23 protein-coding genes and 1 pseudogene are annotated in these 24,590 nt (G+C 73.7%); 19 read left to right on the top strand and 5 right to left on the bottom strand.

Annotated features, from left to right (window positions below):
* The first annotated feature begins 184 nt into the window (after positions 1-184).
* The 6 genes from E4P39_RS02390 (at position 185) to def (ending at position 7,170) form a co-directional block, all read left to right on the top strand.
* Positions 185-3,169, top strand: coding sequence for a ribonuclease E/G (locus E4P39_RS02390; protein ID WP_135134759.1), 2,985 nt, complete (start codon positions 185-187; stop codon positions 3,167-3,169).
* A gap of 209 nt (positions 3,170-3,378) precedes the next feature.
* On the top strand, positions 3,379-3,690 hold the full coding sequence (gene rplU, locus E4P39_RS02385; protein WP_135134758.1) for a 50S ribosomal protein L21: 312 nt from the start codon (positions 3,379-3,381) through the stop codon (positions 3,688-3,690).
* Positions 3,691-3,697: 7 nt separating this feature from the next.
* On the top strand, positions 3,698-3,955 hold the full coding sequence (rpmA, locus tag E4P39_RS02380; protein WP_135134757.1) for a 50S ribosomal protein L27: 258 nt from the start codon (positions 3,698-3,700) through the stop codon (positions 3,953-3,955).
* 92 nt (positions 3,956-4,047) lie between these two features.
* Positions 4,048-5,535, top strand: a complete 1,488-nt coding sequence (gene obgE, locus E4P39_RS02375; RefSeq protein WP_135134756.1) for a GTPase ObgE — start codon at positions 4,048-4,050, stop codon at positions 5,533-5,535.
* Positions 5,532-6,674, top strand: a complete 1,143-nt coding sequence (gene proB / locus E4P39_RS02370) for a glutamate 5-kinase (protein WP_135134755.1) — start codon at positions 5,532-5,534, stop codon at positions 6,672-6,674. Before obgE ends, proB begins: the two co-directional genes overlap by 4 nt.
* Before the next feature lie 13 nt (positions 6,675-6,687).
* Positions 6,688-7,170, top strand: coding sequence for a peptide deformylase (gene def, locus E4P39_RS02365; protein ID WP_135134754.1), 483 nt, complete (start codon positions 6,688-6,690; stop codon positions 7,168-7,170).
* A gap of 9 nt (positions 7,171-7,179) precedes the next feature.
* Here the strand turns inward: def and E4P39_RS02360 are convergent, their stop codons facing one another.
* Both E4P39_RS02360 and E4P39_RS02355 read right to left on the bottom strand, forming a co-directional pair.
* Positions 7,180-7,491 carry a hypothetical protein gene (locus E4P39_RS02360; protein ID WP_135134753.1) on the bottom strand — a complete coding sequence of 104 codons (312 nt, stop codon included), beginning with the start codon at positions 7,489-7,491 and terminating at the stop codon, positions 7,180-7,182.
* Positions 7,488-8,135 carry a maleylpyruvate isomerase family mycothiol-dependent enzyme gene (locus E4P39_RS02355; protein ID WP_135134752.1) on the bottom strand — a complete coding sequence of 216 codons (648 nt, stop codon included), beginning with the start codon at positions 8,133-8,135 and terminating at the stop codon, positions 7,488-7,490. The genes E4P39_RS02360 and E4P39_RS02355 overlap by 4 nt, the downstream gene beginning before the upstream one ends.
* Before the next feature lie 72 nt (positions 8,136-8,207).
* Between E4P39_RS02355 and E4P39_RS02350 the strand changes: the two genes are divergently transcribed.
* The 8 genes from E4P39_RS02350 (at position 8,208) to E4P39_RS02315 (ending at position 15,534) form a co-directional block, all read left to right on the top strand.
* Positions 8,208-8,654 carry a MarR family transcriptional regulator gene (locus E4P39_RS02350; protein ID WP_245159586.1) on the top strand — a complete coding sequence of 149 codons (447 nt, stop codon included), beginning with the start codon at positions 8,208-8,210 and terminating at the stop codon, positions 8,652-8,654.
* A 61-nt stretch (positions 8,655-8,715) separates the two neighbouring features.
* Positions 8,716-9,969: a glutamate-5-semialdehyde dehydrogenase gene (locus E4P39_RS02345; RefSeq protein WP_209306288.1), complete on the top strand. Its 1,254-nt coding sequence runs from the start codon at positions 8,716-8,718 to the stop codon at positions 9,967-9,969.
* A gap of 24 nt (positions 9,970-9,993) precedes the next feature.
* Complete coding sequence (locus tag E4P39_RS02340; protein WP_135134751.1) at positions 9,994-10,881, top strand: MoxR family ATPase; 888 nt, start codon at positions 9,994-9,996, stop codon at positions 10,879-10,881.
* Positions 10,881-12,308, top strand: a complete 1,428-nt coding sequence (locus E4P39_RS02335) for a VWA domain-containing protein (RefSeq protein WP_135134750.1) — start codon at positions 10,881-10,883, stop codon at positions 12,306-12,308. Before E4P39_RS02340 ends, E4P39_RS02335 begins: the two co-directional genes overlap by 1 nt.
* Before the next feature lie 462 nt (positions 12,309-12,770).
* A complete protein-coding gene (gene nadD / locus E4P39_RS02330) occupies positions 12,771-13,427 on the top strand; it encodes a nicotinate-nucleotide adenylyltransferase (RefSeq protein ID WP_135134749.1) in 657 nt (218 codons plus the stop codon).
* Positions 13,424-13,834 (top strand): ribosome silencing factor, encoded by a 411-nt coding sequence (gene rsfS / locus E4P39_RS02325; RefSeq protein ID WP_135134748.1) that lies wholly within the window; start codon positions 13,424-13,426, stop codon positions 13,832-13,834. Before nadD ends, rsfS begins: the two co-directional genes overlap by 4 nt.
* Positions 13,831-14,583, top strand: a complete 753-nt coding sequence (locus tag E4P39_RS02320; protein ID WP_135134747.1) for a histidine phosphatase family protein — start codon at positions 13,831-13,833, stop codon at positions 14,581-14,583. Before rsfS ends, E4P39_RS02320 begins: the two co-directional genes overlap by 4 nt.
* Positions 14,584-14,643: 60 nt before the next feature.
* Entirely contained in the window at positions 14,644-15,534 is an 891-nt protein-coding gene (locus E4P39_RS02315; RefSeq protein ID WP_135134746.1) for a DegV family protein, read from the top strand.
* 71 nt (positions 15,535-15,605) lie between these two features.
* Here E4P39_RS02315 and E4P39_RS02310 read toward each other — a convergent pair whose 3' ends face one another.
* Entirely contained in the window at positions 15,606-16,094 is a 489-nt protein-coding gene (locus tag E4P39_RS02310; protein ID WP_135134745.1) for a hypothetical protein, read from the bottom strand.
* A gap of 20 nt (positions 16,095-16,114) precedes the next feature.
* Positions 16,115-16,657: a hypothetical protein gene (locus E4P39_RS02305; protein WP_135134744.1), complete on the bottom strand. Its 543-nt coding sequence runs from the start codon at positions 16,655-16,657 to the stop codon at positions 16,115-16,117.
* A gap of 399 nt (positions 16,658-17,056) precedes the next feature.
* Here E4P39_RS02305 and E4P39_RS02300 point away from each other — a divergent pair, with 399 nt between their 5' ends.
* From E4P39_RS02300 to holA, 3 genes and pseudogenes are all read left to right on the top strand, one after another.
* A complete protein-coding gene (locus tag E4P39_RS02300; protein WP_135134743.1) occupies positions 17,057-17,938 on the top strand; it encodes a ComEA family DNA-binding protein in 882 nt (293 codons plus the stop codon).
* Positions 17,935-20,007: pseudogene (locus E4P39_RS22785) on the top strand (ComEC/Rec2 family competence protein); the annotation flags it as partial. The gene E4P39_RS02300 and the pseudogene E4P39_RS22785, both read left to right, overlap by 4 nt.
* Before the next feature lie 355 nt (positions 20,008-20,362).
* Positions 20,363-21,367 carry a DNA polymerase III subunit delta gene (holA, locus tag E4P39_RS22780; RefSeq protein WP_245159585.1) on the top strand — a complete coding sequence of 335 codons (1,005 nt, stop codon included), beginning with the start codon at positions 20,363-20,365 and terminating at the stop codon, positions 21,365-21,367.
* A 171-nt stretch (positions 21,368-21,538) separates the two neighbouring features.
* Here holA and rpsT read toward each other — a convergent pair whose 3' ends face one another.
* The gene (rpsT, locus tag E4P39_RS02290; protein ID WP_135134742.1) at positions 21,539-21,799 is read right to left on the bottom strand and encodes a 30S ribosomal protein S20; all 261 of its coding nucleotides are present in this window, start codon (positions 21,797-21,799) and stop codon (positions 21,539-21,541) included.
* Between the two features lie 193 nt (positions 21,800-21,992).
* Between rpsT and lepA the strand changes: the two genes are divergently transcribed.
* The gene (gene lepA, locus E4P39_RS02285) at positions 21,993-23,837 is read left to right on the top strand and encodes a translation elongation factor 4 (protein ID WP_135134741.1); all 1,845 of its coding nucleotides are present in this window, start codon (positions 21,993-21,995) and stop codon (positions 23,835-23,837) included.
* Between the two features lie 122 nt (positions 23,838-23,959).
* On the top strand, positions 23,960-24,532 hold the full coding sequence (locus E4P39_RS02280) for an MOSC domain-containing protein (RefSeq protein ID WP_245159584.1): 573 nt from the start codon (positions 23,960-23,962) through the stop codon (positions 24,530-24,532).
* Positions 24,533-24,590: the final 58 nt, after the last annotated feature.

Genomic DNA, 24,590 nt, shown 5'->3' with positions numbered 1-24,590 from the left:
CGGCACCACCAGCACTCCGGCTCCCGGCCGCGGCAACCACCGCCCGGGGGACGGCCCACCAGACTTCAGCAGGACGAGCCACCACCGCCGTACCCCGTGCGGCGGCCCGTCCCGCCCAACCCGTGCTCCTGCGCGGTCGCCAGTCATCCGATCGGCGCCCGGGAGCCTTGAGGAGACGACCCTCGTGGCCGACGACAACGACACCACCACCGACGAGACCGGCGCAGGAACCCCGGGCAGCGGGAGCGCCGCGGAGCCCGAGACCGCCGCGGAGACCGAGACCGCGGCGGAGACCCCCGGGACTCCGGAGGGCCACGCCGACGAACTCGCGGCCCCCGACGACGAGGCCGACCCAGAGCTCGAGACGGAAGCGGAGCCCGAGCCGGAGCCCGAGCCCGAGCCGGAAGCGGAGGCCCAGCCGGAAGCGGAGGCCGAGCCGGAAGCGGAGGCCGAGCCCGAGCTTCCTCGCTTCGCCACCGCCTTCAGCTCCCCGGAGCCGACCGCGGTCGTCGCGCGCCCCCGGCGCCGTGCCACGCGGCCGTCCTTCGCTGCCGAGCCGGTCGAGGCCGCCGAGTCCGCTCCGCCGGCCCCCGCCCCGGCGTTCATCACGTTCGTCGCCCCGTCGGAGACCGACGCCCCGCCCCCGCCCCGCCGTCGCGGCCGCCGTCCGGCCGAGACGGTGGAGGCCGACGGCGCCGGCGACGAGGCCCTCGACGCCGAGGCGACGCCCACCGAGGACCGCGACGACCTCCCCGAGCCGAGCACCGGCCGCAGCCGTTCCCGGCGCAGCCGGTCGCGGCGCGGTCCCGCCGACGAGCCCGACGTCGCGGAGATCACGGAGGACGACGCCGAGGACATCGTCGACATCACCGACGAGGACACCGAGGACGAGACGGGCGCGGGCAGCCGTCGCCGGCGGCGTGGCCGCCGTGGCCGCGGTCGTGGCCGGACCGGCGAGGACGCCGCCGAGGGCGAGGACGAGAGCTCCGACGAGCTCGCCGAGACCGAGGGCGACGACGAGGACGCCGAGGAGTCCGGCGACACCGACGAGGAGTCCGCGTCGAGCACGCGGCGCCGTCGCCGCCGCCGTCGCCGCGGTGGCAGTGCCGGCAGCGCGGACGCCGCCGGCGAGGAGGTCGACGACGACGACCGGCCCGAGCGGGCCGGTCGCAACGGCCGGACCACCAGCGACGACGACGTCCGCGGCGTCGCGGGCTCCACGCGCCTCGAGGCGAAGCGCCAGCGCCGCCGGGACGGCCGGGACACCGGCCGCCGCCGCGCGCCGATCCTGACCGAGAGCGAGTTCCTGGCCCGCCGCGAGGCGGTCGACCGCAAGATGGTCATCCGCCAGCGGGGCGAGCGCACGCAGATCGCCGTCCTCGAGGACGACGTCCTGGTCGAGCACTACGTGACCCAGGCGTCGGCGACGTCCTTCGCCGGCAACGTCTACCTCGGCCGCGTGCAGAACGTGCTGCCCTCGATGGAGGCGGCCTTCGTCGACGTCGGCAAGGGGCGCAACGCCGTCCTCTACGCCGGCGAGGTCAACTGGGACGCGGCCGGCCTGTCCGGCAAGTCGCGCTCGATCGAGACGGCGCTCAAGTCCGGCGACAAGGTCCTCGTGCAGGTGACGAAGGACCCGATCGGCCACAAGGGCGCCCGGCTCACCCAGCAGATCAACCTGCCCGGCCGGTTCCTGGTCTACGTGCCCGGCGGGTCGATGACCGGCATCAGCCGCAAGCTGCCCGACACCGAGCGGCAGCGGCTCAAGGACATCCTGAAGAAGATCGTCCCCGAGGACGCCGGCGTCATCATCCGGACCGCCGCGGAGGGCGCCTCGGAGGAGGAGCTCACCCGCGACGTCAACCGGCTGACCGCGCAGTGGGAGGTCATCCAGAAGAAGGCCGAGTCGACGTCGAACGCGCCGACCCTGCTCTACGGCGAGCCCGACCTGGCGATCCGCGTCATCCGCGACGTCTTCAACGAGGACTTCAAGGAGCTCGTCGTCCAGGGCGACGACGCCTGGGACACCGTCGAGGCCTACGTCGCGCACGTCTCGCCCGAGCTCACCGGGCGGCTGACCCGGTTCACCGGCGAGGGCGACGTCTTCCACAACCTGCGCGTCGACGAGCAGCTGGCCAAGGCGCTCGACCGCAAGGTGTGGCTGCCCTCGGGTGGCTCGCTGGTCATCGACCGCACCGAGGCGATGACCGTCGTCGACGTCAACACCGGCAAGTTCGTGGGCTCGGGCGGCAACCTGGAGCAGACCGTCACGCGGAACAACATGGAGGCGGCCGAGGAGATCGTCCGCCAGCTCCGGCTGCGCGACGTCGGCGGCATCATCGTCATCGACTTCATCGACATGGTGCTCGAGAGCAACCGGGACCTCGTCCTGCGGCGGCTCACCGAGTGCCTGGGCCGCGACCGCACCAAGCACCAGGTCGCCGAGGTCACCTCGCTGGGCCTGGTGCAGATGACCCGCAAGCGGGTCGGCCAGGGCCTGCTCGAGGTCTTCTCCGAGCCCTGCGACCACTGCCGCGGCCGCGGCGTGATCGTCTCCACCGACCCGGTCGACGAGAAGCGCCGTTCCGGCGGCAACGGCGGCACGAGCTCGGGGAGCGGGAGCTCCGGCAGCGGCGGCGGGGCGAGAGGTCGCGACCGGTCCGGCTCCCGGGACGGTGCCAGGGACGATGCGGGCAGGGTCGAGGCGAAGGGCGACGTCATGGACGCGGGTCAGGAAGCCGGCGAGGACGCAACCGGACCGGCGGAGACCGGCGACGGCGACGCCGCCCGCACCGGGGGCCGGCGCAACCGTGGGCGGCGCGGCCGGGGCCAGTCCGGTGAGGAGCGCGCCGCGGAGGACGCCGCCGTGCTCGACGGCGTTCCGGCCGCGGGGACCGGCGACGAGACCGCCGGGGCGGACGAGGTGGCCGACTACCGGCCCGAGGACACCTCCGAGGACCTCCCGCCGGCCGCGCAGACGCCGGTGGAGAGCAACACCATGACGATCGTGCCGGCGCCCGACGGGTCCTCGTCCGAGCCCGTCGCGAGCGAGATGGCCGTCCTCGAGACGGGGCCGGTCGAGCCGGCCGGCGTCCCCGAGGAGATCCCGGCCACAGGCCGACCGCGCCGTCGTCGGGCCGCCAGCCGTCCGGCGGGCCCGCCCGTCTGAACAGTGCGTCCGGAACCCCGGACGCAGACCGTCGCCCGACCGGGCCGTGTCGACCGGCTGCGCGCCGCTCGGGTACGCTGGCCGGGTTGCCTCGCCACCGGCCGCGCACCGTCAGGTGCTGCCGGGTCCGGCGTCCGCAGCCCGTCCAGCACCCGGCGCCCGCTCCGGTCGTGCGCGCAGGACACGAAGAAGCGATCGAGGAGTCAGTGGTGTACGCAGTGGTGAAGGCCGGTGGCAGCCAGCACAAGGTTGCCGTGGGCGACACGTTCACGATCAACCGGCTCGCCGGTGCGGCGGGCGACACGGTCGCCCTCCCGGCGATCCTGCTGGTCGACGGCGAGACCGTCACCAGTGACGCCGCCGCGCTGGCGAAGGTCACCGTGACCGGCGAGATCGTCGGCCACGGCAAGGGCCCGAAGATCCACATCCACAAGTTCAAGAACAAGACCGGCTACCACAAGCGGCAGGGGCACCGTCAGCCCCTGACCGACGTCGTGGTCCGCGACATCTCGAAGGGCTGACGCCGACATGGCACACAAGAAGGGCGCCTCGTCGTCCCGCAACGGTCGCGACTCCAACGCCCAGCGCCTCGGCGTGAAGCGTTTCGGCGGTCAGGTCGTGAAGGCCGGCGAGATCATCGTGCGCCAGCGCGGCACCCACTTCCACCCGGGTCTCGGGGTCGGCCGTGGCAGCGACGACACGCTGTTCGCGCTCGACGCCGGTGCAGTGACCTTCGGTATGCGACGGGGACGCAAGACCGTCTCCATCAGCGCCGTCGAGGCCTGATCACCCGCACGTCCGCCATCCGAGCGCACGGGCCTTCGGGCTCGTGCGCTCGCTGGCTTTGTCAACCGCGTAACAGCTAGGAGGCGGCGGAGATGGCCGCTTTCGTCGATCGGGTGACGGTGCACGTGGCCGCCGGCAACGGCGGGCACGGTGTGTCCTCGGTCCATCGGGAGAAGTACAAGCCGCTGGGTGGGCCCGACGGGGGCAACGGCGGGAACGGCGGCGACGTCGTCCTCGAGGTGGACCCCAACGTGCACACGCTGCTGGACTTCCACCACCGCCCGCACCAGAAGGCCGGCAACGGCCAGCCGGGCGAGGGCAGCAACCGCAGCGGCGCCCGTGGTGAGGACCGCGTCCTCCGGGTGCCCGCGGGAACGGTCGTCAGCACGCCCGACGGCCGGGTCATCGCCGACCTCGTCGGCGCCGGAACCCGCGTGGTGCTGGCGCAGGGCGGCAAGGGCGGGCTCGGCAACGCCGCGCTGGCCAACTCCCGGCGGAAGGCTCCCGGCTTCGCCCTGCTCGGGGAACCAGGCGAGGCCTTCGACGCCGTCATCGAGCTCAAGAGCATCGCCGACGTCGGCCTCGTCGGCTTCCCGTCGGCCGGTAAGTCCTCGCTGATCGCGGCCATGTCCGCGGCGCGGCCGAAGATCGCCGACTACCCGTTCACCACGCTCGTCCCGAACCTCGGCGTGATCCGGTCGGGCGACGTCACGTACACGATGGCCGACGTCCCGGGGCTGATCCCCGGCGCGTCCACCGGCAAGGGCCTGGGCGTGCAGTTCCTCCGCCACGTCGAGCGCTGCGCGGTCCTGGTGCACGTCGTCGACATGGCGACGATGGAGCCCGGCCGCGACCCGGAGACCGACATCGAGGCGCTGGAGCACGAGCTGGCCGAGTACGGCGGCGACGAGCTCGACCTGGTCGGCCGGCTGCGGATCGCCGTCCTCAACAAGATCGACGTCCCGGACGCCCGGGAGCTGGTCGATCTCGTGCGCGATTCGCTGGAGGAGCGTGGTCTCGAGGTCTTCGCGATAAGCGCCGCCACCGGCGAGGGGCTGACCGAGCTCGGCTACGGCCTCGGCCGCGCCGTCGAGGAGCACCGCGCGAGCCTGCCGCCGATGGAGTCGGTCCGGGTGACGATCACCCCGCGCGCCGTCGACGACTCCGGCTTCACGGTCGAGCGGGACACCGAGTACACGGACGGCTTCGTCGTCCGCGGCGTCCGGCCGGAGCGCTGGGTCCGGCAGACCGACTTCAGCAACGACGAGGCCGTCGGCTTCCTCGCCGACCGGCTCAACCGTCTCGGGGTCGAGGAGCAGCTGGCCAAGGCCGGTGCCGTCGAGGGCGACGCGGTCACCATCGGCGGCGTGACTTTCGACTTCGTGCCGACCCTGCCGGCCGGCACCCTCACCGCGGAGGAGTCCGCCGGTCTCGGCGGCCGGGGTACGGACAACCGGCTGGAGCCGGCCCACCGGGTCCGGGCCGAGGAGCGGCTGGCCGCCAAGCGCGAGCGCCGCATCCCCTACGAGCTCAGCGAGTCCGGGTGGACGGACGAGGACCTCCCGGACGACGCGCAGTGACCGGGGTCGCCTCCTCCGGCGCGGCCCGCCCGCAGATCGCCGGCGCGCGCCGGGTCGTGGTGAAGGTCGGGTCGTCCTCGCTCACCACGCTGCCCGGGGGCCTGGACGCCGCGCGGCTGTCGGCGCTGGTCGACGTCCTGGGCGCGGAACGCTCCGCCGGCCGCGAGGTCGTGCTGGTCTCCTCCGGGGCGATCGCCGCGGGCCTGGCGCCGCTGGGGATCGAGGGCCGGCCCCGCGATCTCGCCACCGCGCAGGCCGCCGCCAGCGTCGGGCAGCTGCGGCTGGTGCAGACCTACGCCGACGCGTTCGCCCGGCACGGGGTCACCGTCGGGCAGGTGCTGCTCACGGCCGACGACCTCACCCGGCGCAGCCATTACCGCAACGCCCGCCAGACGGTGGAGCGGCTGCTGACCCTCGGCGTGCTGCCGGTGGTCAACGAGAACGACACGGTGGCCACCGAGGAGATCCGCTTCGGCGACAACGACCGCCTGGCCGCGCTGGTCGCGCACGTGGCGCGGGCCGACGCCCTCGTCCTGCTCTCCGACGTCGACGGCGTCTACGACGGCGATCCGCGTACCGGCCCCGCCCGGCTGGTCGACACGGTGCACGGGCCCGCCGACCTGGGTGCGATCTCGCTCGGCTCGGCCCGCCGCAACGGGGTCGGCACCGGCGGGATGGCGACCAAGGTCGAGGCGGCGCTGATCGCCTCGCACGCCGGCGTCCCCGTCGTCGTCACCTCGACGGCGCAGGCGGCCGCGGCGCTGGCCGGCGAGGCGGTCGGCACCCTGTTCCCGGCCACGGGTCGGCGGCCCAGCGCCCGGCAGTTCTGGCTCGGCTACGCCAGCGACCCCCGCGGCCGGCTGCTGCTGGACGACGGCGCGGTCCGGGCGGTCCTCGAGCGGAACGCGTCGCTGCTGGCGGCGGGCATCACCGGCGTGGTGGGTGACTTCCTGGCGGACGACCCGGTCGAGCTCGTGGGCCCGGACGGCGCCGTCGTCGCCCGCGGGCTGGTGGCCTACGACGCGCGGGAGATGCCGGCCCTGCTCGGCCGCAAGACCGGGGACCTCCCCGCGGAGTACCGCCGCGAGGTCGTGCACCGCGACGAGATGGTGCTGGTCAGGTCCCGGACCGACGGCTGAGAGACTGCACCGCGTGACGATCCGCCCGATCCGGGAGCTCGGTGACCCGGTGCTTCGCACCCCCGCCGACGAGGTGCGCGTCTTCGACGGCTGGCTGGCCGCCCTGGTGCGCGACCTCGTCGAGACCGTCGACCACCCCGGGCGGGCCGGCCTGGCCGCCCCGCAGATCGGGGTCAGCGTGCGGGCGTTCTCCTACAACATCGACGGCGTCATCGGCCACATGGTCAACCCGGTGGTCGTCGAGCTGTCGGAGGAGATCCAGGACGGCGACGAGGGCTGCCTGTCGGTGCCCGGTATCTGGGCGCCGACGGTGCGCGCGAACCATGCGGTCGTCGAGGGCTTCGACGTGGAGGGCAAGCCCCTGCGGCTCGAGGGCGAGGGCCTCATGGCGCGGTGCCTGCAGCACGAGGTGGACCACCTCGACGGCAAGGTCTTCCTCGACCGGCTGACCGGCGACGCCCGCAAGTCCGCGCTTCGGGCGCTGCGCTCGCGCTGACGGCCGGGGTCAGACCGCGATCCCGGCCGCAGGGACGACGAGACCGCGCACGTCGAACTCCCTGACGACCGGGGCCTCGCTGGCTGGTCCGTCGGCGCCGGTCAGCTCCGCGAGCAGTGGCCCGATGAGTTCCGTCTGGTATCGCTCGAACCGGTCCTTCGACTCCCACACGTCGACGATCTGGAAGCCGGTCTCCGTGGCTCGCGCCAGGTGGACCAGCAGGCCGTCGGCCTTGCCGCCCGTGAGGTCCAACAGGCGCGCGTGCATCGCGTCGTAGACCTGGGCCGGGGCCGCGACGTCCGTGATCAGACCCCACGTCATCTCTGCCTCCTCGATTCGTTGGTCCCGCCGGCCAGGGCACCGACGCCCTCGCCGGTCAGCTCGTCCAGTGCGGCGTCGCGACCGGTGACCAGGAGCAGGAGCGCGGAGATCGGGCCCTCGATCGGCGCTCCCGAGCCGACCGTCCAGTCGGCGTCCGTGGCGGCCAGCCGGACGCCGGCCAGCCGTTTGCGGGCGCGGAAGGGGAACCCCACGTCCCACGCTCGCTGCGCGGCCGCGGCCGCGGCTGCGGTGGGCATCGGCCGGGTCCGGCCCAACGGGACCGCGATGTCCTGGCCGTGGACCAGTACGTCGATGAGCGGCTCCATCGGCGTGAGGAACGGTGCCGTACGCCGGGAGCCGACCATCGCGCGGAGTCGCCGGGCGTACTCCGCGGGTGGCAGGGATGCGGCGCGGAGGGCGGTGTCCCGGATCATCCCGTCGAAACTTCCCCGCGCCCGTACGGCGGCGACGACGGCCGCGCGGTAGCCCATGTGCGCCAGCGTCAGGTGGGCGGCGACGTCGCCCACCCGCCAGGCGGCGCACAACGAGGGCGCCTCCCACTCGGCGGGGGAGAGGTCGTCGATGAGATCGGCCAGGTCGGCCCGCTCGGCGTCGATGCTCGGCCATACGTCGTCGAGGTCCATGACGTCTCTCCGCGATTGGTAAGATGCACTGACTATTTTCGTCAGAGCATCTGACCATCGTCAAGGGGTCACGTGACCGAGGATCCGGCGGAGCGACAGAACCTGGGCCTGCTGTGCTTCTACCCGTCCAGGGCCATGGAGACCCGCCTGTTCGCGGCCCTGGCCGCGGCCGGCTTCGACGACATCACCCCCGCCCAGGGCCGCATCGCCGCGCGTATCGGCCCTCACGGCACCCGGCTCACCGACCTCGCCGAGCAGGCGCTGGTCACCAAGCAGACCGCTGGTCACCTGGTCGACCAGCTGGAGCGGGCCGGGTACGTCCGCCGCGTGCCCGACCCGACCGACGCACGCGCGCGCCTCGTGCAGATGGCCGGCCGCGGGGAGGCTGTCGTCGCGCTGGCGCGGAAGGTGGAAGCCGAGGTCGAGGCGGAGTGGACCGCGTACCTCGGTGCGAAGGCCGCCGGCCAGCTGCGAGCGGCGCTCGAGCGGCTGCGGGAGATCACCGATCCTTACGCCTGACCGGGTCCCGTCCGTCGCGGAGGCTCGGGACGAGCCCGTCCGCCCGCGTACCCTCGCGGACGTGTCCGACGTCGCAGACCTGCCGCTGATCGGTGCCGCCGCGCTGCGCGCGCGGGCGGCCGCCCGGGTGCTGCGCACCCTGCCCACCGACACCAAGGACGCCGCACTCGCGGCGATGGCCGACGCGCTGGTCGAGCGCACCGAGGAGGTGCTGGCCGCCAACGCCGCCGACGTCGAGGCCGCCGCTGCCGCGGGAACGCCCGAGTCCGTGCTCGACCGGCTCCGCCTGGACGCCGCCCGCGTGGCCGGGGTTGCCGAGGCGCTCCGCCAGCTGATCGCCCTGCCCGACCCGGTGGGCGACGTCGTCCGCGGCTCCCGGCTGGCCACCGGCCTGCAGCTGCGCCAGGTGCGGGTGCCGATGGGCGTCGTGGGGATCGTCTACGAGGCCCGGCCCAACGTCACCGTCGACGCGACCGGGCTGTGCCTGAAGAGCGGGAACGCGGCGCTGCTGCGGGGCTCGGCGTCGGCGTTCGGCACCAACACCGCCCTGGTCGCCGTCCTGACCGAGGCGGGGACGAAGGCCGGCCTGCCGGAGGGCTTCGTCGAGCTGCTGCCGGCCGACCGCGCATCGGTGGGGGAGCTGCTGGGCGCCCGCGGCGTGGTCGACGTCGTCATCCCACGAGGTGGGGCGTCGCTGATCGAGCGGGTCGTGCGCGAGGCGACCGTGCCGGTGATCGAGACCGGGGTCGGCAACTGCCACGTCTACGTCGACGCCTCCGCCGACCCCGCGATGGCCGAGGCGATCGTGCTCAACTCCAAGACCCACCGCGTGAGCGTGTGCAACTCCGCCGAGACGCTGCTCGTGCACCGCGACGTCCCCTTCCTGCCCCGGCTGCTCGCCGCCCTGGCCGACGCGGGCGTGACCCTGCACGGGGACGACGCCTCGCGGTCCGCGCACGACGCCGTCGTCCCGGCGACCGATGAGGACTGGGCGACGGAGTACCTGTCGATGGACATGGCCGTGCGCGTGGTCGATGACCTGCCGGCCGCGCTGGAGCACATCGCGCGGTGGGGGAGCGGCCACAGCGAGGCGATCGTCACCGACTCCGCGACCGCGATCGCCGACTTCACCGCCGGTGTCGACGCGGCCGCCGTGCTGGTCAACGCCTCGACCCGGTTCACCGACGGTGGCGAGTTCGGTTTCGGCGCCGAGATCGGCATCTCCACCCAGAAGCTGCATGCGCGCGGGCCCCTCGGCCTGCCCGAGCTGACCTCCACGACGTACGTCGTGACCGGCAACGGTCACACCCGCTGACCCCGCCCTGTACGAGGAGCCGCATTGCCCCGCCCGCCGTCGCAGTCCCCGCAGTTCTCCTCGGTCGCGGACGTCAGCAAGCGGCTGTCGACCGCCGGGTACCTGCCCGACGCCCAGATCGCCACGACGGTCTTCCTCGCCGACCGGCTCGCCAAGCCCCTGCTGGTCGAGGGGCCGGCCGGCACGGGCAAGACGGAGCTGGCCAAGGCGTTGGCGACGGCGACGGGTTCGGAGCTGATCCGGCTGCAGTGCTACGAGGGCCTGGACGAGGCGCGGGCGCTCTACGAGTGGAACTACAAGAAGCAGCTGCTGCGGATCCAGGCGTCGCAGGGGACCGACGGCGCGGACTGGGACACCGTCCACGACGACATCTTCGGCGAGGAGTTCCTGCTCTCCCGCCCGCTGCTGACGGCGATCCGGCGCACCGACCCGACCGTGCTGCTCGTCGACGAGACCGACAAGGCCGACGTCGAGGTCGAGGGTCTGCTGCTGGAGGTGCTGTCGGACTTCCAGGTGACCATCCCCGAGCTCGGTACGATCACCGCTGAGCGCCGTCCCATGGTGGTGCTCACCTCGAACGCCACCCGTGAGCTGTCCGAGGCGCTGAAGCGGCGCTGCCTGTACCTGGCGCTGGACTACCCGTCGGCCGAGCGGGAGCGGGAGATCGTGCTGTCCCGGGTGCCCGACCTCGCGCCGGGCCTGGCCGACCAGCTGGTCCGGACGGTGCGGGCGTTGCGTGCGCTGGAGCTGAAGAAGTCACCGTCCATCTCCGAGACCCTCGACTGGGCGCAGACCCTGCTGGAGCTGGGCCTGGACACGCTCGACGAGCCGGCGATGCGGTCGACCCTCGGCGTCGTCCTCAAGCACGCCAGCGACCAGGTCCGCGCCGCGGCCGAGCTCCGGCTCAACTGATGACCGCCTCGGCTGCTGCCACCGGCGGACTGGCCGGGCACCTCGACGGGTTCGTCCGCGCGGTGCGGGAGGCCGGCATCCCGGTCGGGATCAGCCAGGCCGTGGACGCCGCGGAGATCCTCACCGTCGTCGACCTGCTGGAGCGGGAGCAGTTGCGGCACGGGCTGGCGGCGGTGCTGCTGCAGCGGGCCGCGCAGCGACCGACGTACGACGTCCTGTTCGACCTGTGGTGGCCGTTGTCGGACCGGCCGGCGGCGTCGTCGGACGACGGCGACGCCGGCGAGGCGGCGGAACGGCGGAGCTCGACGCTGGACGTGCCGGGGTCCGACGACGCCGACCTGTCCGAGCTCATGCGCGCGCAGCTGCTCCGCCTGCTGATGGACGGAGACCCGGAGGCGCTGCGGAGGTTCGCGCGCGAGGCGGTCGACCGGCTGGGCCGGGGTCAGCCCTCGCCGTCCGGGCAGTCGTTCTTCAGCTACCGCGTGCTGCGGGCGCTGTCGCCGGACACGCTGGTCGCGCAGTTGCTCGCGGGGCTGCTCGCTGAGGGCGACCGCGGCGGGCTGGCCGAGCAGGTGGCCCGGCAGACCGTGCGGGAGCGGCTGACCGCGTTCCGGGCCGCGATCGAGGCCGAGGTGCGCCGGCGGACGGCCGCGGAGAAGGGGCGGGAGAAGGTCGCCAAGAACGCGATCCGGCCGCTGGCCGACCAGGTGGACTTCCTCCGTGCCCAGGCCTCGGACCTCGCGGAGCTGCGGCGGGCCGTGGCGCCGCTCGCCCGCCGGCTCGCGGTGCGCCTGTCCGCCCGCCGGCGGCTCGGACGCGAGGGCCGGCTCGACTTCCGCAAGACGGTGCGGGCGTCGCTGGGCACGGGTGGGGTGCCGGTGGTGACCCACCACCGGCCGCGGAAGGTGCACAAGCCGGAGCTGGTCGTGCTCTGCGACGTGAGCGGCTCGGTGGCCGGGTTCAGCCACTTCACCCTCATGCTCACGCAGGCGCTGCGCGAGCACTTCACCGGCGTGCGGGCGTTCGCGTTCGTCGACACCACCGACGAGGTCACCCGCTTCTTCCGGCCCGGCGCCGACGTCGTCGACGCCGTGGCGCGGATCGGCCGGGAGGCCGACGTCGTCGGCTTCGACGGGCACAGCGACTACGGCACCGCCTTCGAGGTGTTCGCCGACCGGTGGGCCTCGGCGATCGGCCCGAAGACGTCGCTGCTCGTGCTCGGTGACGGTCGGACGAACTACCGGCCGGCGGGCCTGCCGGTCCTCGCCGACCTGGTCCGGCGGTCGCGGTCGGCGCACTGGCTCAATCCCGAGCCGCGGCGGATGTGGGGGAGCGGCGACTCGGCGGCCGATCGGTACGGCGAGGTGATGGACATGGTCGAGTGCCGCAACGCGGCCCAGCTCGCCGACTTCGTCACCACGCTGTGAGCGGCTGACCGGCTCGCTTCCGGTGTCGACACGGGAATCCGGTGTCGACACGGCGCTTCGTCGACAGGGCGCTTCGTCGACAGGGCGCTTCCTCGACAGGGCGCTTCCTCGACAGGGCGCTTCCTCGACAGGGCGCTCCGGCGGTCGTCCGCGCGTGGATCCGCCCGGCCGGCGCCGCCGGACGCGCCGTTCTGTTGCCCGGGGGGCCGGTGGGACCTCTTTTTCGCAAGTTTCGGGGCTGAGCCGTAACCGAACTCGTTCCATGCCGTTGTCATGGCGGTGCTGGCATTCCTTCCCGCATCAGCTCCGCCTCCGCAATGCCGCGGACGGGGTGCGACCGGCTGCACGGGGGAGCCGGTCGCCGGATGGGGTCGGCCCGGCTCAGGGTCGGGGGTACCCGGATCTGCCGGCCGGAGCCGGTCCTCACGGACCGGCTCCGGCCGGCACCGATAGGCTCCGGCGATGGCAGGTGGCCGGGTCGGCGTGATGGGCGGGACGTTCGATCCCATCCACCACGGTCACCTGGTCGCCGCGAGCGAGGTCGCCGGGCTGTTCGGCCTCGACGAGGTCGTCTTCGTGCCGACCGGTCAGCCGTGGCAGAAGACCGAGCGGGAGGTCAGCCCTCCCGAGGACCGCTACCTCATGACGGTGATCGCCACGGCGTCCAACCCGCGGTTCTCCGTCAGCCGGGTGGACGTCGACCGGGGCGGCCCGACCTACACGATCGACACGCTCACCGATCTCCGGCGGCTGCGCCCGGAGGCCGAGCTGTTCTTCATCACGGGCGCCGACGCGCTGGCCCAGATCGTCAGCTGGCGGGACAACGCCCAGCTGTTCGACTTGGCCCACTTCATCGGCGTGACCCGACCGGGTTTCCATCTCGCCGACTCGCACCTGCCGGAGGGCGTGGTCAGTCTGGTGGAGGTGCCCGCGATGGCGATCAGCTCCACCGACTGCCGCGAGCGGGTCGGGAGGGGGATGCCGGTCTGGTACCTCGTGCCCGACGGCGTCGTCCAGTACATCGAGAAGCGCGGGCTCTACCGCGGTGGCACCCGCGGGCCCGCCCGGGCACCCGACCACCGACCGCCCGACACCCATCTCCAGGAGGTACCCCGATGACCGCCTCGGCCGAGGCGCGGGAAACCGCGCTGCTCGCCGCTCAGGCGGCTGCGGACAAGCTCGCCACGGACGTCTCCATCGTCGACGTGAGCGACCGTCTTGCCATCACCGACGCCTTCGTCCTGGCCGCGGCACCCAGCGAACGCCAGGTGCAGGCCATCGTCGACGAGGTGGAGGAACGCCTGCGCGGGCACGGCATCAAGCCGGTCCGGCGTGAGGGTCTCGCCGAGGCCCGCTGGGTCCTGCTCGACTTCGTCGACGTGGTCGTGCACGTGCAGCATGCGGAGGAGCGCGCGTACTACGCCCTCGAGCGCCTGTGGAAGGACTGCCCGACCATCCCGTTCACCGACCGTGGCCCCGCAACCGCCGATGCCGTCCCGTCCGCCGAGGAGACGGCCGGACCGTGACCAGCTCCACCCTGCCCGTGCTCCCGGTGCCGCGGCTGGTGCTGTGGCGGCACGGCCGGACCGAGTGGAACGCTGCCGGCCGCTTCCAGGGCCAGCTCGACCCGCCGCTCGACGCTGACGGGCATCGGGAGGCCGCGGTCGCGGCGGCCCGCCTCGCCGTCACTGCCGGGCTCGACCCGGAGAGCTCGGTCGTCGTCTCCAGCGACCTCGATCGCACGGTGCAGACCGCGAGGGTGCTCACCGGCCTGCTGGGCGTGCCGCTGCGCCTGGACCGCCGGCTGCGGGAGCACGGCATGGGCTGCTGGGAGGGACTGACCCGCGCCGAGGTGGCCGAGCGGTACCCGGACCAGTACGCGGACTGGATCGCCGGCCGGCCCGTGCTGGGCCGCGGCGGCGAGGAGTCCGCCGCCGTTGCCGAGCGCGCGCTGGCGGCCCTGGTGGACCTGCCGGAGGCATCGGTGGCGGTCGTCGTCACGCACGGCGGGACAGCCGGGCGCCTCCTCGAACGCCTCCTCGGCCTCGGCCCCGAGCACCGTCGAGCGTTCGGTGCGCTGGACAACTGTGCGTGGAGCGAGCTCGTCACCCAGGGCGGGCGCTGGCGTCTGCTGCGGCACAACGTCTCGGCCGTGCCCGCCTCGGACGGCCGGGTCGACGGGGCGAGGGAGCCGGCGCCCGCGTCGTCGTCGGCGGGCGGCCGGCCCGAGGGCGCTGATCGGGTGCCCGCCGCGGACGCCGACGCCGTTCTCTGACCCGACGCCGCCTGTCCTCGCGATCGCTGGGGTCCCGGAGGCGGGCGCTAACCTCGCCGGGTGTCCGTCGCCGTCATCACCGATTCGGCGGCATATCTCCCCCCGGATCTGGTCGAGGGCTACGGCATCCACGTCGTTCCGCTGTACGTGGTGCTGGCCGGCCGTTCGGGCCGCGAGGGCCAGGACATCGGGCCCGACGACGTGGCGCGCGTGCTGTCGGCCCGTGGGCAGACGGTCTCCACCTCCCGGCCGACGCCGGGCGACTTCGTCGCGGCCTACCGTCGCGCGCTGGACGCGGGGGCCGACAGCCTCGTGTCCATCCATCTGTCCTCCGAGCTGTCCGGCACCTGGGACGCGGCGCGGCTGGCGGCCTCGCAGGTCGGCGAGCACATCGTGACGGTCGTGGACTCGCGGTCGGCGGCGATGGGCAACGGCTTCGCGGTGCTCGCGGCCGCCCGCTCCGCCGCCGCCGGGGCGGGGGCCGCCGCGGTGGCGCGGACAGCTCGGGAGATGGCGGCCGCGACCCGGACGATGTTCGTCGTCGACACCCTCGAGCACCTGCGCCGAGGTGGCCGTATCGGAGCGGCAGCCGCGATCCTCGGTTCGGCCCTCGCCGTCAAGCCGGTGCTCCACGTCCTGGACGGTCGGGTGGTCCCGCTGGAGAAGGTCCGGACCACCGCCCGTGCCCTGAACCGGCTCGTCCAGCGGGCCGTGGAGGCGGCCGGCCCGGGACCCGTCTCGGTGGCGGTGCACCACCTCGCCGCTGCCGAGCGCGCCGAGCGGCTGGCCACGGAACTCCGGGACCGCCTGCCGTCCCTGCGGGAGCTGCACGTCAGCGAGCTCGGGCCCGCGATCGGGGCGCACGTCGGCCCGGGCGCGGTCGGCATCGTGGTGGCGCCCTTCTGGCGGCAGCCGGACGACGACGAGTCCGACCTGTCCCCGGACGCGTAGTCCGGTAGACGCATCCCGGACAGCACTGGGCCGGCGTCAAGGCGACCGGCGAGGCTGGCTCCTGCCGGGGTCTAACCCTTCTCCGGCGTCCAGGCGGCGAGCTCGCGGTCATGCTGCGCCCGGGGGACGCCGGCGTCCGGGTCGGCGTCCGCGGTCCGCGGCTCCGACGTGACGAGAGCCAGGGCGAGGCCGAGCACGAGCAAGCCCGCCAGGGCAGGGATCCGGTCGTCGCTCGTGAACACGGGCGGCGGCACCGCTTCGCGGGTGAGCGCCTCGTTCTGCTGCTCGGCCATGGTCGTCAGCAGGTCCTTGGCCAGCCAGCCGTTCACCACCGCCTGCTGGGGGGCTCCCTGGGTCCGGGCATTGTTCAGCTCGTACGCGGAGAGCGCTGCGTCGATCTCGCTGCTGCGGTCGCTCACGGGTGTCGGGGCCTGGATCACGGGCTCGTCGGGGGCCAGGAGAAACCAGACGGCGAAGGCAGCGACGGCCAGGACTGCAGCGCCCACTCGTCGGACCATGATCACGAACTGCTCCTCGAACTCGTTCCGGAATGCGCGCAAGCGCGTCCGGGTCCTCCGGCTCACTGCTTGACGAAGGTCCCGCACCGGTTGTTGGTGAAGTCCTGGCCCGCGCTCAGCGTGACGGTTGGGAAGCCGCCCTTGACGATGTCGTTCCGGACGATGTCGCCGCCGTTGGTGCCGGAGCGGGTGATGGCCCAGTAGCAGTCCCCGGTCACTGCCTGGGCCGTCGTGTAGGTACCCGGCTCGACGTCGCGGCCGACCGTCCACGTCCCCTCGTCGATGGAGGTTGCCGCGATCCGCTGCTCCACAGCGGCAACGGCCTGCTCGCGGCCGGCGATGTCCTGCTCCCGCTGGTCGAGTGCAGCCTGCCGGCTGTCCGCTGACGCAACCGCCGAACTGGCGCTCGCCTCCGCGCTGGTCGCACGGCCGTCGGCCCGGCGCGCGCGGTCCTCGAGCTCTTGTGCCTCACCCTGCAGGAAATCGACCTGCGCCTGGAGCCCGCGGTACTCATCGGACCGCGTGGGGTCGCTCAAGGCGAGCGCCATGCTGGCGCCGGTCGCACCGCCGAGCACCAGGCCGGCGACGAGCGCGCCCACCGCCAAGGCCCAGCGGCCACCTGGTCGGCGCGTCTTCGGCGGTCGCGCCGGAACGGGTCCGGACCACGGCGCGTCCGAATGGCCCGATGCGGACGGCGCAGCATTGTTCTCGATCACGCGAGTTCTCCCCGTTGAGATGGCTGCGCGAAGCTACCGGTCCCGGCAGGTACCGGATGGGCACGCGGCCGGGGCGCCACCCCAAGGAGTGGCACTCGCGGAAGCCGGGTTCGTCGCGTCCGGGTCCGCCGATCCGGTTCATCGCGGACCTTCGGGCTGGGGAGTCACGGGCGTGATGCTGCCCGTGCGAACTGTCGGGACGCGGATCCTTGTCCACAAGCGGACCGCGGATCCACAGATGCCGCGGAGGCAGTCGTCGCGGGAGTCCTGGTCCCTAACGTCCCGGCGGTGCGCTTCTCCTCCCGCCGCAGTGACGCCGACGCGGACGTCATCCGAGCGCGACTGCGGGCACTGCTCGAGGACCGCCCCGTCGGGGGATGGGTGCCGGACGCCGACGACGAGCCGATCGAGGGCGAGCCCCCGTGGACGGCCGGCTCCGCTCTCCGGACGCCTCTCGGCGCTGCGGGCTCCTTCCCCGACGAGGAGGAGGCGCCGTACTCCGCTGACCTGCCTCCCGGTATCGGAAGGCACCGGGCGCCCGGCCGCGCCGCCCGGTGGGATCCCGGCCGAGGGGGCGCCAGGTCGCTCTGGATCGCCGGGCTGCTGGCCGCCCTCCTGCTGGCCGGCTGGACCTGGCTGGACCGCCCACGGGTCGAGGCCGTCCTCCCGGCCCCGGCCGGCGCCACCGCCGGTGCGGCGACGAAGGCTGCCACCCCCACGGTCGGGGAGGCTGCCGGCACGTCGGCCGTCGTGGTGGTCTCGGTCGTCGGCCTGGTGGTCCGCCCGGGGCTGGTCACGCTCCCGGCCGGCGCGCGGGTCGCCGACGCCGTGCAGGCCGCCGGAGGTCTCCTTCCGGAGGCCGATCCGGCCTCGGTCAACCTCGCCGCCCTCGTCGCAGACGGCGCGCAGATCTCCGTGGGCGTGCCGGGCAGCGCGCCTGGACCGGGATCCGGCAGCGCCGGCGCGCCGGGCTCCGGGGGCCGCGTCGATCTGAACACCGCCACCGCGGGGGACCTGGACGCCCTGCCGGGCATCGGCCCGGTCCTCGCCCAGCGGATCGTGGACCACCGCACCCGCAACGGGCCGTTCCGGTCCGTCGATCAACTGGACGACGTGCCGGGCATCGGACCGGCGACCGCCGCGGAACTGGCCGAACTGGTCGGGGTGTGAGCAGAATCCCGAGCCCCGTGGCCGAGGACCGGCCGGCCGGGCGCTGGGTCTGGGTGGATCTCCGTCTCGTGCCGGTTGCCGCGGCCGTCTGGGCGGTCAGCGCCGGCGCGCCGCTGCTGGCCCCGACCCAGCTGGCGCTGAGCGCTGTGGGCGCGACGGGGTGCGCCGCGGCCGTGGCACGCCGACGGCAAGGATGGACGGCGACCGTCGCCCTGGCGGTGCTCGCCGGACTGGCCGTCGCCACCGCGACCGCCGCCGTCCGGGGGGCCGCGCGCGAGGCCTCCCCGCTCCGCTCGCTGTCGGAGGCGGGACGCACGGTGGAACTCGTCCTCGAGCTGAGCGACGACCCGCACGTGCTGCCGGGGTCCGGCGGCTCACGGGTCATCGCGGACGCGACCGTCGCCGTCGTCGGCGACGGGACGGTGACGCACCGGCTGGGCGCCGAGGTCCTGCTGTTCGCCTCCGCCGACGGCTGGCGCGACCTGCTGCCCGGGCAACCGGTTCGTGTCCGCGCGGATCTGTCCGCGCCACGGCCGGGCGACGACGTGGCCGCCGTGGTCACGGCCCGGGGTCCGCCGACTCCGCTGGGCCGGCCCGGCGCGCTCCTCCGGGCCGCGGGATCGCTGCGCGACGGGCTGGCCGGGTCGGCGGAACGGGTCCTGGACCCGAGGCCGGCCGGACTGCTCCCCGGACTGGTCGTCGGCGACACGCGGGCCATGGACCCCGTGCTCGACGAGGACTTCCGGCGCGCGGGGCTCGCTCACCTCACGGCGGTGTCCGGGGCGAACGTGGCGATCATCCTCACGGCGGTGCTCTGGCCCCTCCGCCGCCGGGCCGTGGACCGCCGGATCCAGGCGGCCGTCGCGGGGCTCCTGCTCATCGGTTTCGTCGTGCTGGCGGGGGCGGGTCCGAGCGTCGTCCGTGCCGCCGCCATGGGTGCGGTCACGCTGCTGGCGCTGGCTGCGGGGCGACCACGCGCCGCCCTGCCCGCGCTGGCGGCGGCCGTCTGCGTGCTGCTGCTGGTCGACCCGGGGCTGGCGCGCGACGCCGGGTTCGCCCTCTCGGTGGCCGCGACCGCGGCGATCGTGCTGGTTGCGCCCGCCTGGTCACGGCGACTGCGGAGCCACGGGTGCTGGCCCGTCCTGGCCGATGCGCTGGCGGTGAGCGCCGCCGCGGGCCTGGCGACCGCGCCCCTCGTCGCGGGCCTCTCCGGAACGGTCAGCCTGGTCTCCCTGCCGGCCAACCTGCTCGCGGTGCCCGCCGTCGCGCCGGCCACCGTGCTCGGCCTGGCCGCTACCGTCCTCGGTCCGCTGCTGCCGGCCGCCGCGGACCTCCTGGTCCGGTGCGCCGGCTGGCCGGCGCGCTGGCTGGTCCTCGTCGCCGAGCGCGCGTCCGCGCTGCCGGACGCGGCCACGGGATGGCCGGCCGGAACGGCGGGTGCCGTCCTCCTGACGCTTCTGCTCCTTGCCGGATCCTGGACGCTCTGGCGGTTTCCGGGCATCCGACCGCTCGCGCTGGCCGCGCTGGTCGGTCTGGTCGCGATCGGCTGGCCGCTGCGGCAGGTGGTCCGGGGCTGGCCACCGACGGACGCCCTCGTGGTCGCGTGCGACGTCGGGCAGGGAGACGCCCTCGTCGTGCCGACCGGGGCGAGGGCCGGCGTGTTGATCGACGCCGGGCCGGACGTCGGGGCCGTCGACCGGTGCCTGGACCGGCTCGGGATCGACTCGTTGCCGCTGGTCCTGATGTCGCACCTGGACGCCGACCATGCGGCCGGTCTGGCCGGCGCGCTGACCGGGCGGAGGGTCGGGATCGTCGCCACCGGCACGCTGGCTCCCGACGACGAGCGGGTGGCCGCGTTCGACAGCCTCGTCCGTCGCAGCGGCGGGGAGCGCGCGGTCCTCGTGCCCGGGGACCGGCGCACGGTGGGAGAGGCGGCGGTCGAGGTGCTGGCCCCGGAACCGGAACGGGCCACCGCGGCCGCCGAGGCGAACGACCTGTCGATGGTCGTCCGGATCACGCAGCGCGGGGTGCGGATCCTGTTCACCGGCGACCTGAGTGCCCAGGCCGAGGCGCGGATCCTGGCCTCGGGAACCGACCTCAGCGCAGACGTGCTGAAGGTTCCCCACCACGGCAGCGGGGACGCCGATCCGGCGTTCCTCGCGGCCAGCGGCGCCCGGGTGGCGCTCGTCTCGGTCGGGGCGGACAACACCTACGGGCATCCCACGCGTCGGCTGCTGTCCTGGCTGGCGCGGGCCGGGATGCGGGTGCACCGGACCGACCGCGGCGGGGACCTGGCGGTCGTCGGGTCGGCGGCGTCGTGGGGTGTGGCGGAGCTGGACGGCGATGCCTCGGCGGGTGCGGCAGCGGCTCGTCGGAGCTCCGGAACGGCGCAGCGGTGTCAGCTCCCCGTGACACCATGCAGGCGTGCCGGCCGACCCCGTGGAACCCACCTCCCGCCTGCGCGTGGTGATGGGGGAGGAGGAGCTCCTCCGATCCCGCGCGGTCGCCGCGGTCCGGACCGCGGTTCTGGCCCACCACGAGGATGCGGAGGAGCACGAGCTGGCGGCCGGAGGGCTGCCGGTCGGCCAGCTGGCCGACGTGCTCGCGCCCTCCCTGTTCGGCGGCCACCGGCTGATCGTGGTCACCGGTGTGCAGGAGGCGGCGGGGGCGCTGAACGACTCGCTGACCAGCTATGCCAAGGATCCCGACCCAGAGCTCACGCTGGTGCTGGTCCACAACGGCGGAAAGCGCAACGACGGGCTGGTCAAGGCCTTCAAGCAGGCCGGCGCCGCGATCGACGAGTGCCCCAAGCTGAAGTCCCCTGGCGACCTGGCGAACTTCGTCCGCAACGAGGTCCGCACGTTCGGCGGCCGGATCACGATGGACGCCGTCAATGCGGTCGTCGAGGCCATCGGCAACGACCTGCGTCAGCTGTCCGCGGCCGCCGGCCAGCTGGTCTCCGACTTCGGCGGCACCATCGACGCCGATGCCGTGGCCCGCTTCTACCGGGGCCAGGCCGAGGTCACCGGCTTCGACGTCGCCGAACGGGCCTTGATGGGCGACCGGGAGAAATCCGTCGAGCAGCTGCGGTGGGCCCTGCAGCGCGGGGTGGCCCACGTGCTGATCGCCGACGCCCTCGCCGACAGCGTGCGCACCGCCGCCCGCGTCACCAGCCTGAGCACCTCGGACCCGGGCGAGCTGGCACGCATCCTGAAGCTGCCCTTCTGGAAGGTGAAGAAGGGCCTGGCGCACGCCCGCGGCTGGAGCATCGACGGCCTGCAGCAGGCCATCGGCGTGACGGCCGAGCTCAACGCCGACGTGAAGGGTGCCGCCGCGAGTGCGGACTACGCGCTCGAGCGTGCGGTTCGCCGGATCGTCACGATCCGGGCCGAGACCGGACGAGGCAGCCGGCTGCGCGCGGGCCGCTGAACGGGGTGCGGCCGAGCCGGGGGCGGGTCATCCGGCGGGCCGAGGTTCCGTGCGGGGAGTCGACCCCAGAGGCACACGGGAACCAGAGCTGCCCGGACATGCGACGAGCCCCGTCCCGGAGGGGGAGGGGGCTCGTTCGCGACCGCGCCGGCACCGGCGCGGAGCACCGGCTCAGATGCCGGCGACCTGCTTGGCCAGACCCGACTTGCGGTTGGCGGCCTGGTTCTTGTGGATGACGCCCTTGCTGGCGGCCTTGTCGAGCTGCTTGGCGGCGACCTGGAAGGCGGTGGCTGCGGCGGCGGCGTCACCGGACTCGGCGGCGGTGCGGACGCGCCGGACCGCCGTCTTCAGAGCCGACCGCACCGCGACATTGCGCTGACGCGCCTTCTCGTTGGTGCGGATCCGCTTGATCTGGGACTTGATGTTCGCCACGCGTGAGCCTCGGGTGTCTCGCAGGAGGGAGTACTTCTGACAGTGCGTCCAGGCGCCGTGCTTCCAGGGCAGGCACCAGCGGACCGGTCTGCCAAGATACCAGCGTCCGAGCGGAGACCCCAACCCGCGTCCGGCACACGCTCCAGCGGCGGTCGCTCGGTCCGCCCCGGTGCCGTGGGACGATGGCAGCACTGTGACGACTCCCGCTGCCACCGATCCGGCGCTCATCCGGAACTTCTGCATCATCGCCCACATCGACCATGGCAAGTCGACGCTGGCCGACCGCATGCTCGAGGTCACCGGCATCGTCGAGGGCCGGAACATGCGCGCCCAGTACCTCGACCGCATGGACATCGAGCGCGAGCGCGGCATCACCATCAAGGCGCAGAACGTCCGGCTGCCGTGGACGCCCCGCACCGGCGAGCACACAGGCACCGAGTACGTGCTGGACATGATCGACACACCGGGCCACGTCGACTTCACCTACGAGGTGTCCCGCTCCCTGGCCGCCTGCGAGGGTGCCGTCCTCCTCGTCGACGCCGCCCAGGGCATCGAGGCCCAGACCCTGGCGAACCTCTATCTGGCGCTGGAGAACGACCTCACCATCATCCCGGTGCTGAACAAGATCGACCTCCCGGCCGCCCAGCCGGAGAAGTACGCCGCCGAGATCGCGCACATCATCGGCTGCGAGCCCGACGACGTGCTGCGGGTCAGCGGCAAGACCGGCGTCGGCGTCCCCGAGCTGCTCGACCTGATCGTCGACCGGATCCCGGCGCCCACCGGCCGGGCCGAGGGCCCCGCCCGGGCGATGATCTTCGACTCGGTCTACGACATCTACCGCGGAGTCATCACCTACGTCCGGGTCGTCGACGGCCGCATCTCCTCCCGCGACAAGATCAAGATGATGTCGACCGGCGCGACCCACGAGCTGCTCGAGATCGGCGTCATCTCGCCGGAGCCCAAGCCCGTCGAGAGCCTCGGCGTCGGCGAGGTCGGCTACTTCATCACCGGCGTGAAGGACGTCCGCCAGTCCCGCGTGGGCGACACCGTCACGCTGCAGCACAAGCCGGCCACCGAGTCGATCGGCGGCTACCGCGACCCGAAGCCGATGGTCTACTCCGGCCTCTACCCGATCGACGGCAGCGACTACCCGCTGCTGCGCGAGGCGCTGGACAAGTTGCTGCTCAACGACGCCGCGCTGGTCTACGAGCCGGAGACCTCGGCCGCGCTGGGCTTCGGCTTCCGCGTCGGCTTCCTCGGCCTGCTGCACCTGGAGATCGTCCGCGAGCGGCTGGAGCGCGAGGCGGGCATCAGCCTCATCTCGACCGCGCCCAACGTCGTCTACCGCGTGGTCATGGAGGACGGCAGCGAGATCACCGTGACCAACCCCAGCGACTGGCCCGAGGGCAAGATCGCCACGATCTACGAGCCGGTCGTCAACGCGACGATCATCGCCCCCAGCGACTACACCGGCGTGATCATGGAGCTCTGCCAGGGCCGCCGGGGTCAGCTCGGCGGCATGGACTACCTGAGCGAGTCCCGCGTCGAGCTGCGGTACACGCTCCCGCTGGGCGAGATCATCTTCGACTTCTTCGACGCCCTGAAGTCACGCACCCGCGGATACGCCTCCCTGGACTACGCCGAGGCCGGCGAGCAGGAGTCGAAGCTGGTCAAGGTAGACATCCTGCTGCAGGGCGAGGCGGTGGACGCCTTCAGCGCGATCGTGCACAAGGACAAGGCCTACAGCTACGGGGTGCTGATGGCCGGCAAGCTGCGCGAGCTCATCCCGCGCCAGCAGTTCGAGGTGCCGATCCAGGCCGCCGTCGGTTCCCGCGTGATCGCTCGCGAGACGGTCCGCGCCATCCGCAAGGACGTCCTGGCCAAGTGCTACGGCGGTGACATCACGCGGAAGCGGAAGCTGCTGGAGAAGCAGAAGGAAGGCAAGAAGCGGATGAAGATGGTCGGCCGCGTCGAGGTCCCCCAGGAGGCGTTCGTCGCCGCCCTCTCCACCAACGAGTCGACCGCCTCCAAGAAGTGATCGACCGGGCCACCGGCCAGAATGGCCATTGTGGCCGGGTCGAGGCGGTCTGCGTCTCGGGCGCGGACCTGCTCCCGCTGCCCGACCGCAGACCGAACCGCAGCGGTATCGACAAGAGGCCGGTGACCGGCCGCGTCGCCGTCCACCCGCTCGGCCTCGACGGCGACGTGCAGGTCAACCGCAAGTACCACGGCGGGGACGGCCAGGCCCTCTACGCCTACGCCCAGGAGGACGCCGACTTCTGGATCGCCGAACTCGGCCGCGACCTCCCGCCCGGCCGGTTCGGGGAGAACCTCCGCACCACCGGCCTCGACCTGACCGGCGCGCTGCTCGGCGAACGGTGGCGGGTCGGGACGGTGCTGCTCGAGGTCAGCGCCCCGCGCATCCCGTGCGCCAACTTCGCCCGCTTCTGGGGCGTGCCCGACCTGGTCAAGCGGTTCGCCGCGCACGGCGCGACCGGCGCGTACCTGCGCGTTCTCGAGCCGGGCGAGATCGGCGCAGGGGACGTCGTGGAGATCGTCTCCCGGCCGGACCATCCGGTCACCACGGGCCGGGCCTTCCGTGCCTTCACCACCCAGAAGTACCGCCTTCCGGAGCTGGCGCCGGCGCAGCAGTTCCTCCCGGACCGGGACCGGGCGAAGTTCGGTGCCCGCATTCTGGCGCCGGTCGCCGCGCCGAGCGGCGTCCGGGCCTGACCACCGCGGCGCGCTAGTGTCCGCCGCGGTAGGCCGGGAGCGCTCCCGGCCCGACGGG

Origin of the sequence: Blastococcus sp. CT_GayMR19 (genome assembly GCF_004570385.1) — a bacterium.
Classification (GTDB): Bacteria; Actinomycetota; Actinomycetes; order Mycobacteriales; family Geodermatophilaceae; genus Blastococcus_B.
This window is presented reverse-complemented; position numbering and strand designations above follow the sequence as displayed.

What these genes read in the sequence shown, in the direction of transcription:
- E4P39_RS02360 (WP_135134753.1), bottom strand. Translation starts at nt 7,491, where the DNA reads ATGACGTGGGGTCTGATCACGGACGTCGCGGCCCCGGCCCAGGTCTAC.
- E4P39_RS02335 (WP_135134750.1), top strand. Translation starts at nt 10,881, where the DNA reads ATGACCGCCTCGGCTGCTGCCACCGGCGGACTGGCCGGGCACCTCGAC.
- rpmA (WP_135134757.1), top strand. Translation starts at nt 3,698, where the DNA reads ATGGCACACAAGAAGGGCGCCTCGTCGTCCCGCAACGGTCGCGACTCC.
- nadD (WP_135134749.1), top strand. Translation starts at nt 12,771, where the DNA reads ATGGCAGGTGGCCGGGTCGGCGTGATGGGCGGGACGTTCGATCCCATC.
- obgE (WP_135134756.1), top strand. Translation starts at nt 4,048, where the DNA reads ATGGCCGCTTTCGTCGATCGGGTGACGGTGCACGTGGCCGCCGGCAAC.
- rsfS (WP_135134748.1), top strand. Translation starts at nt 13,424, where the DNA reads ATGACCGCCTCGGCCGAGGCGCGGGAAACCGCGCTGCTCGCCGCTCAG.
- E4P39_RS02355 (WP_135134752.1), bottom strand. Translation starts at nt 8,135, where the DNA reads ATGGACCTCGACGACGTATGGCCGAGCATCGACGCCGAGCGGGCCGAC.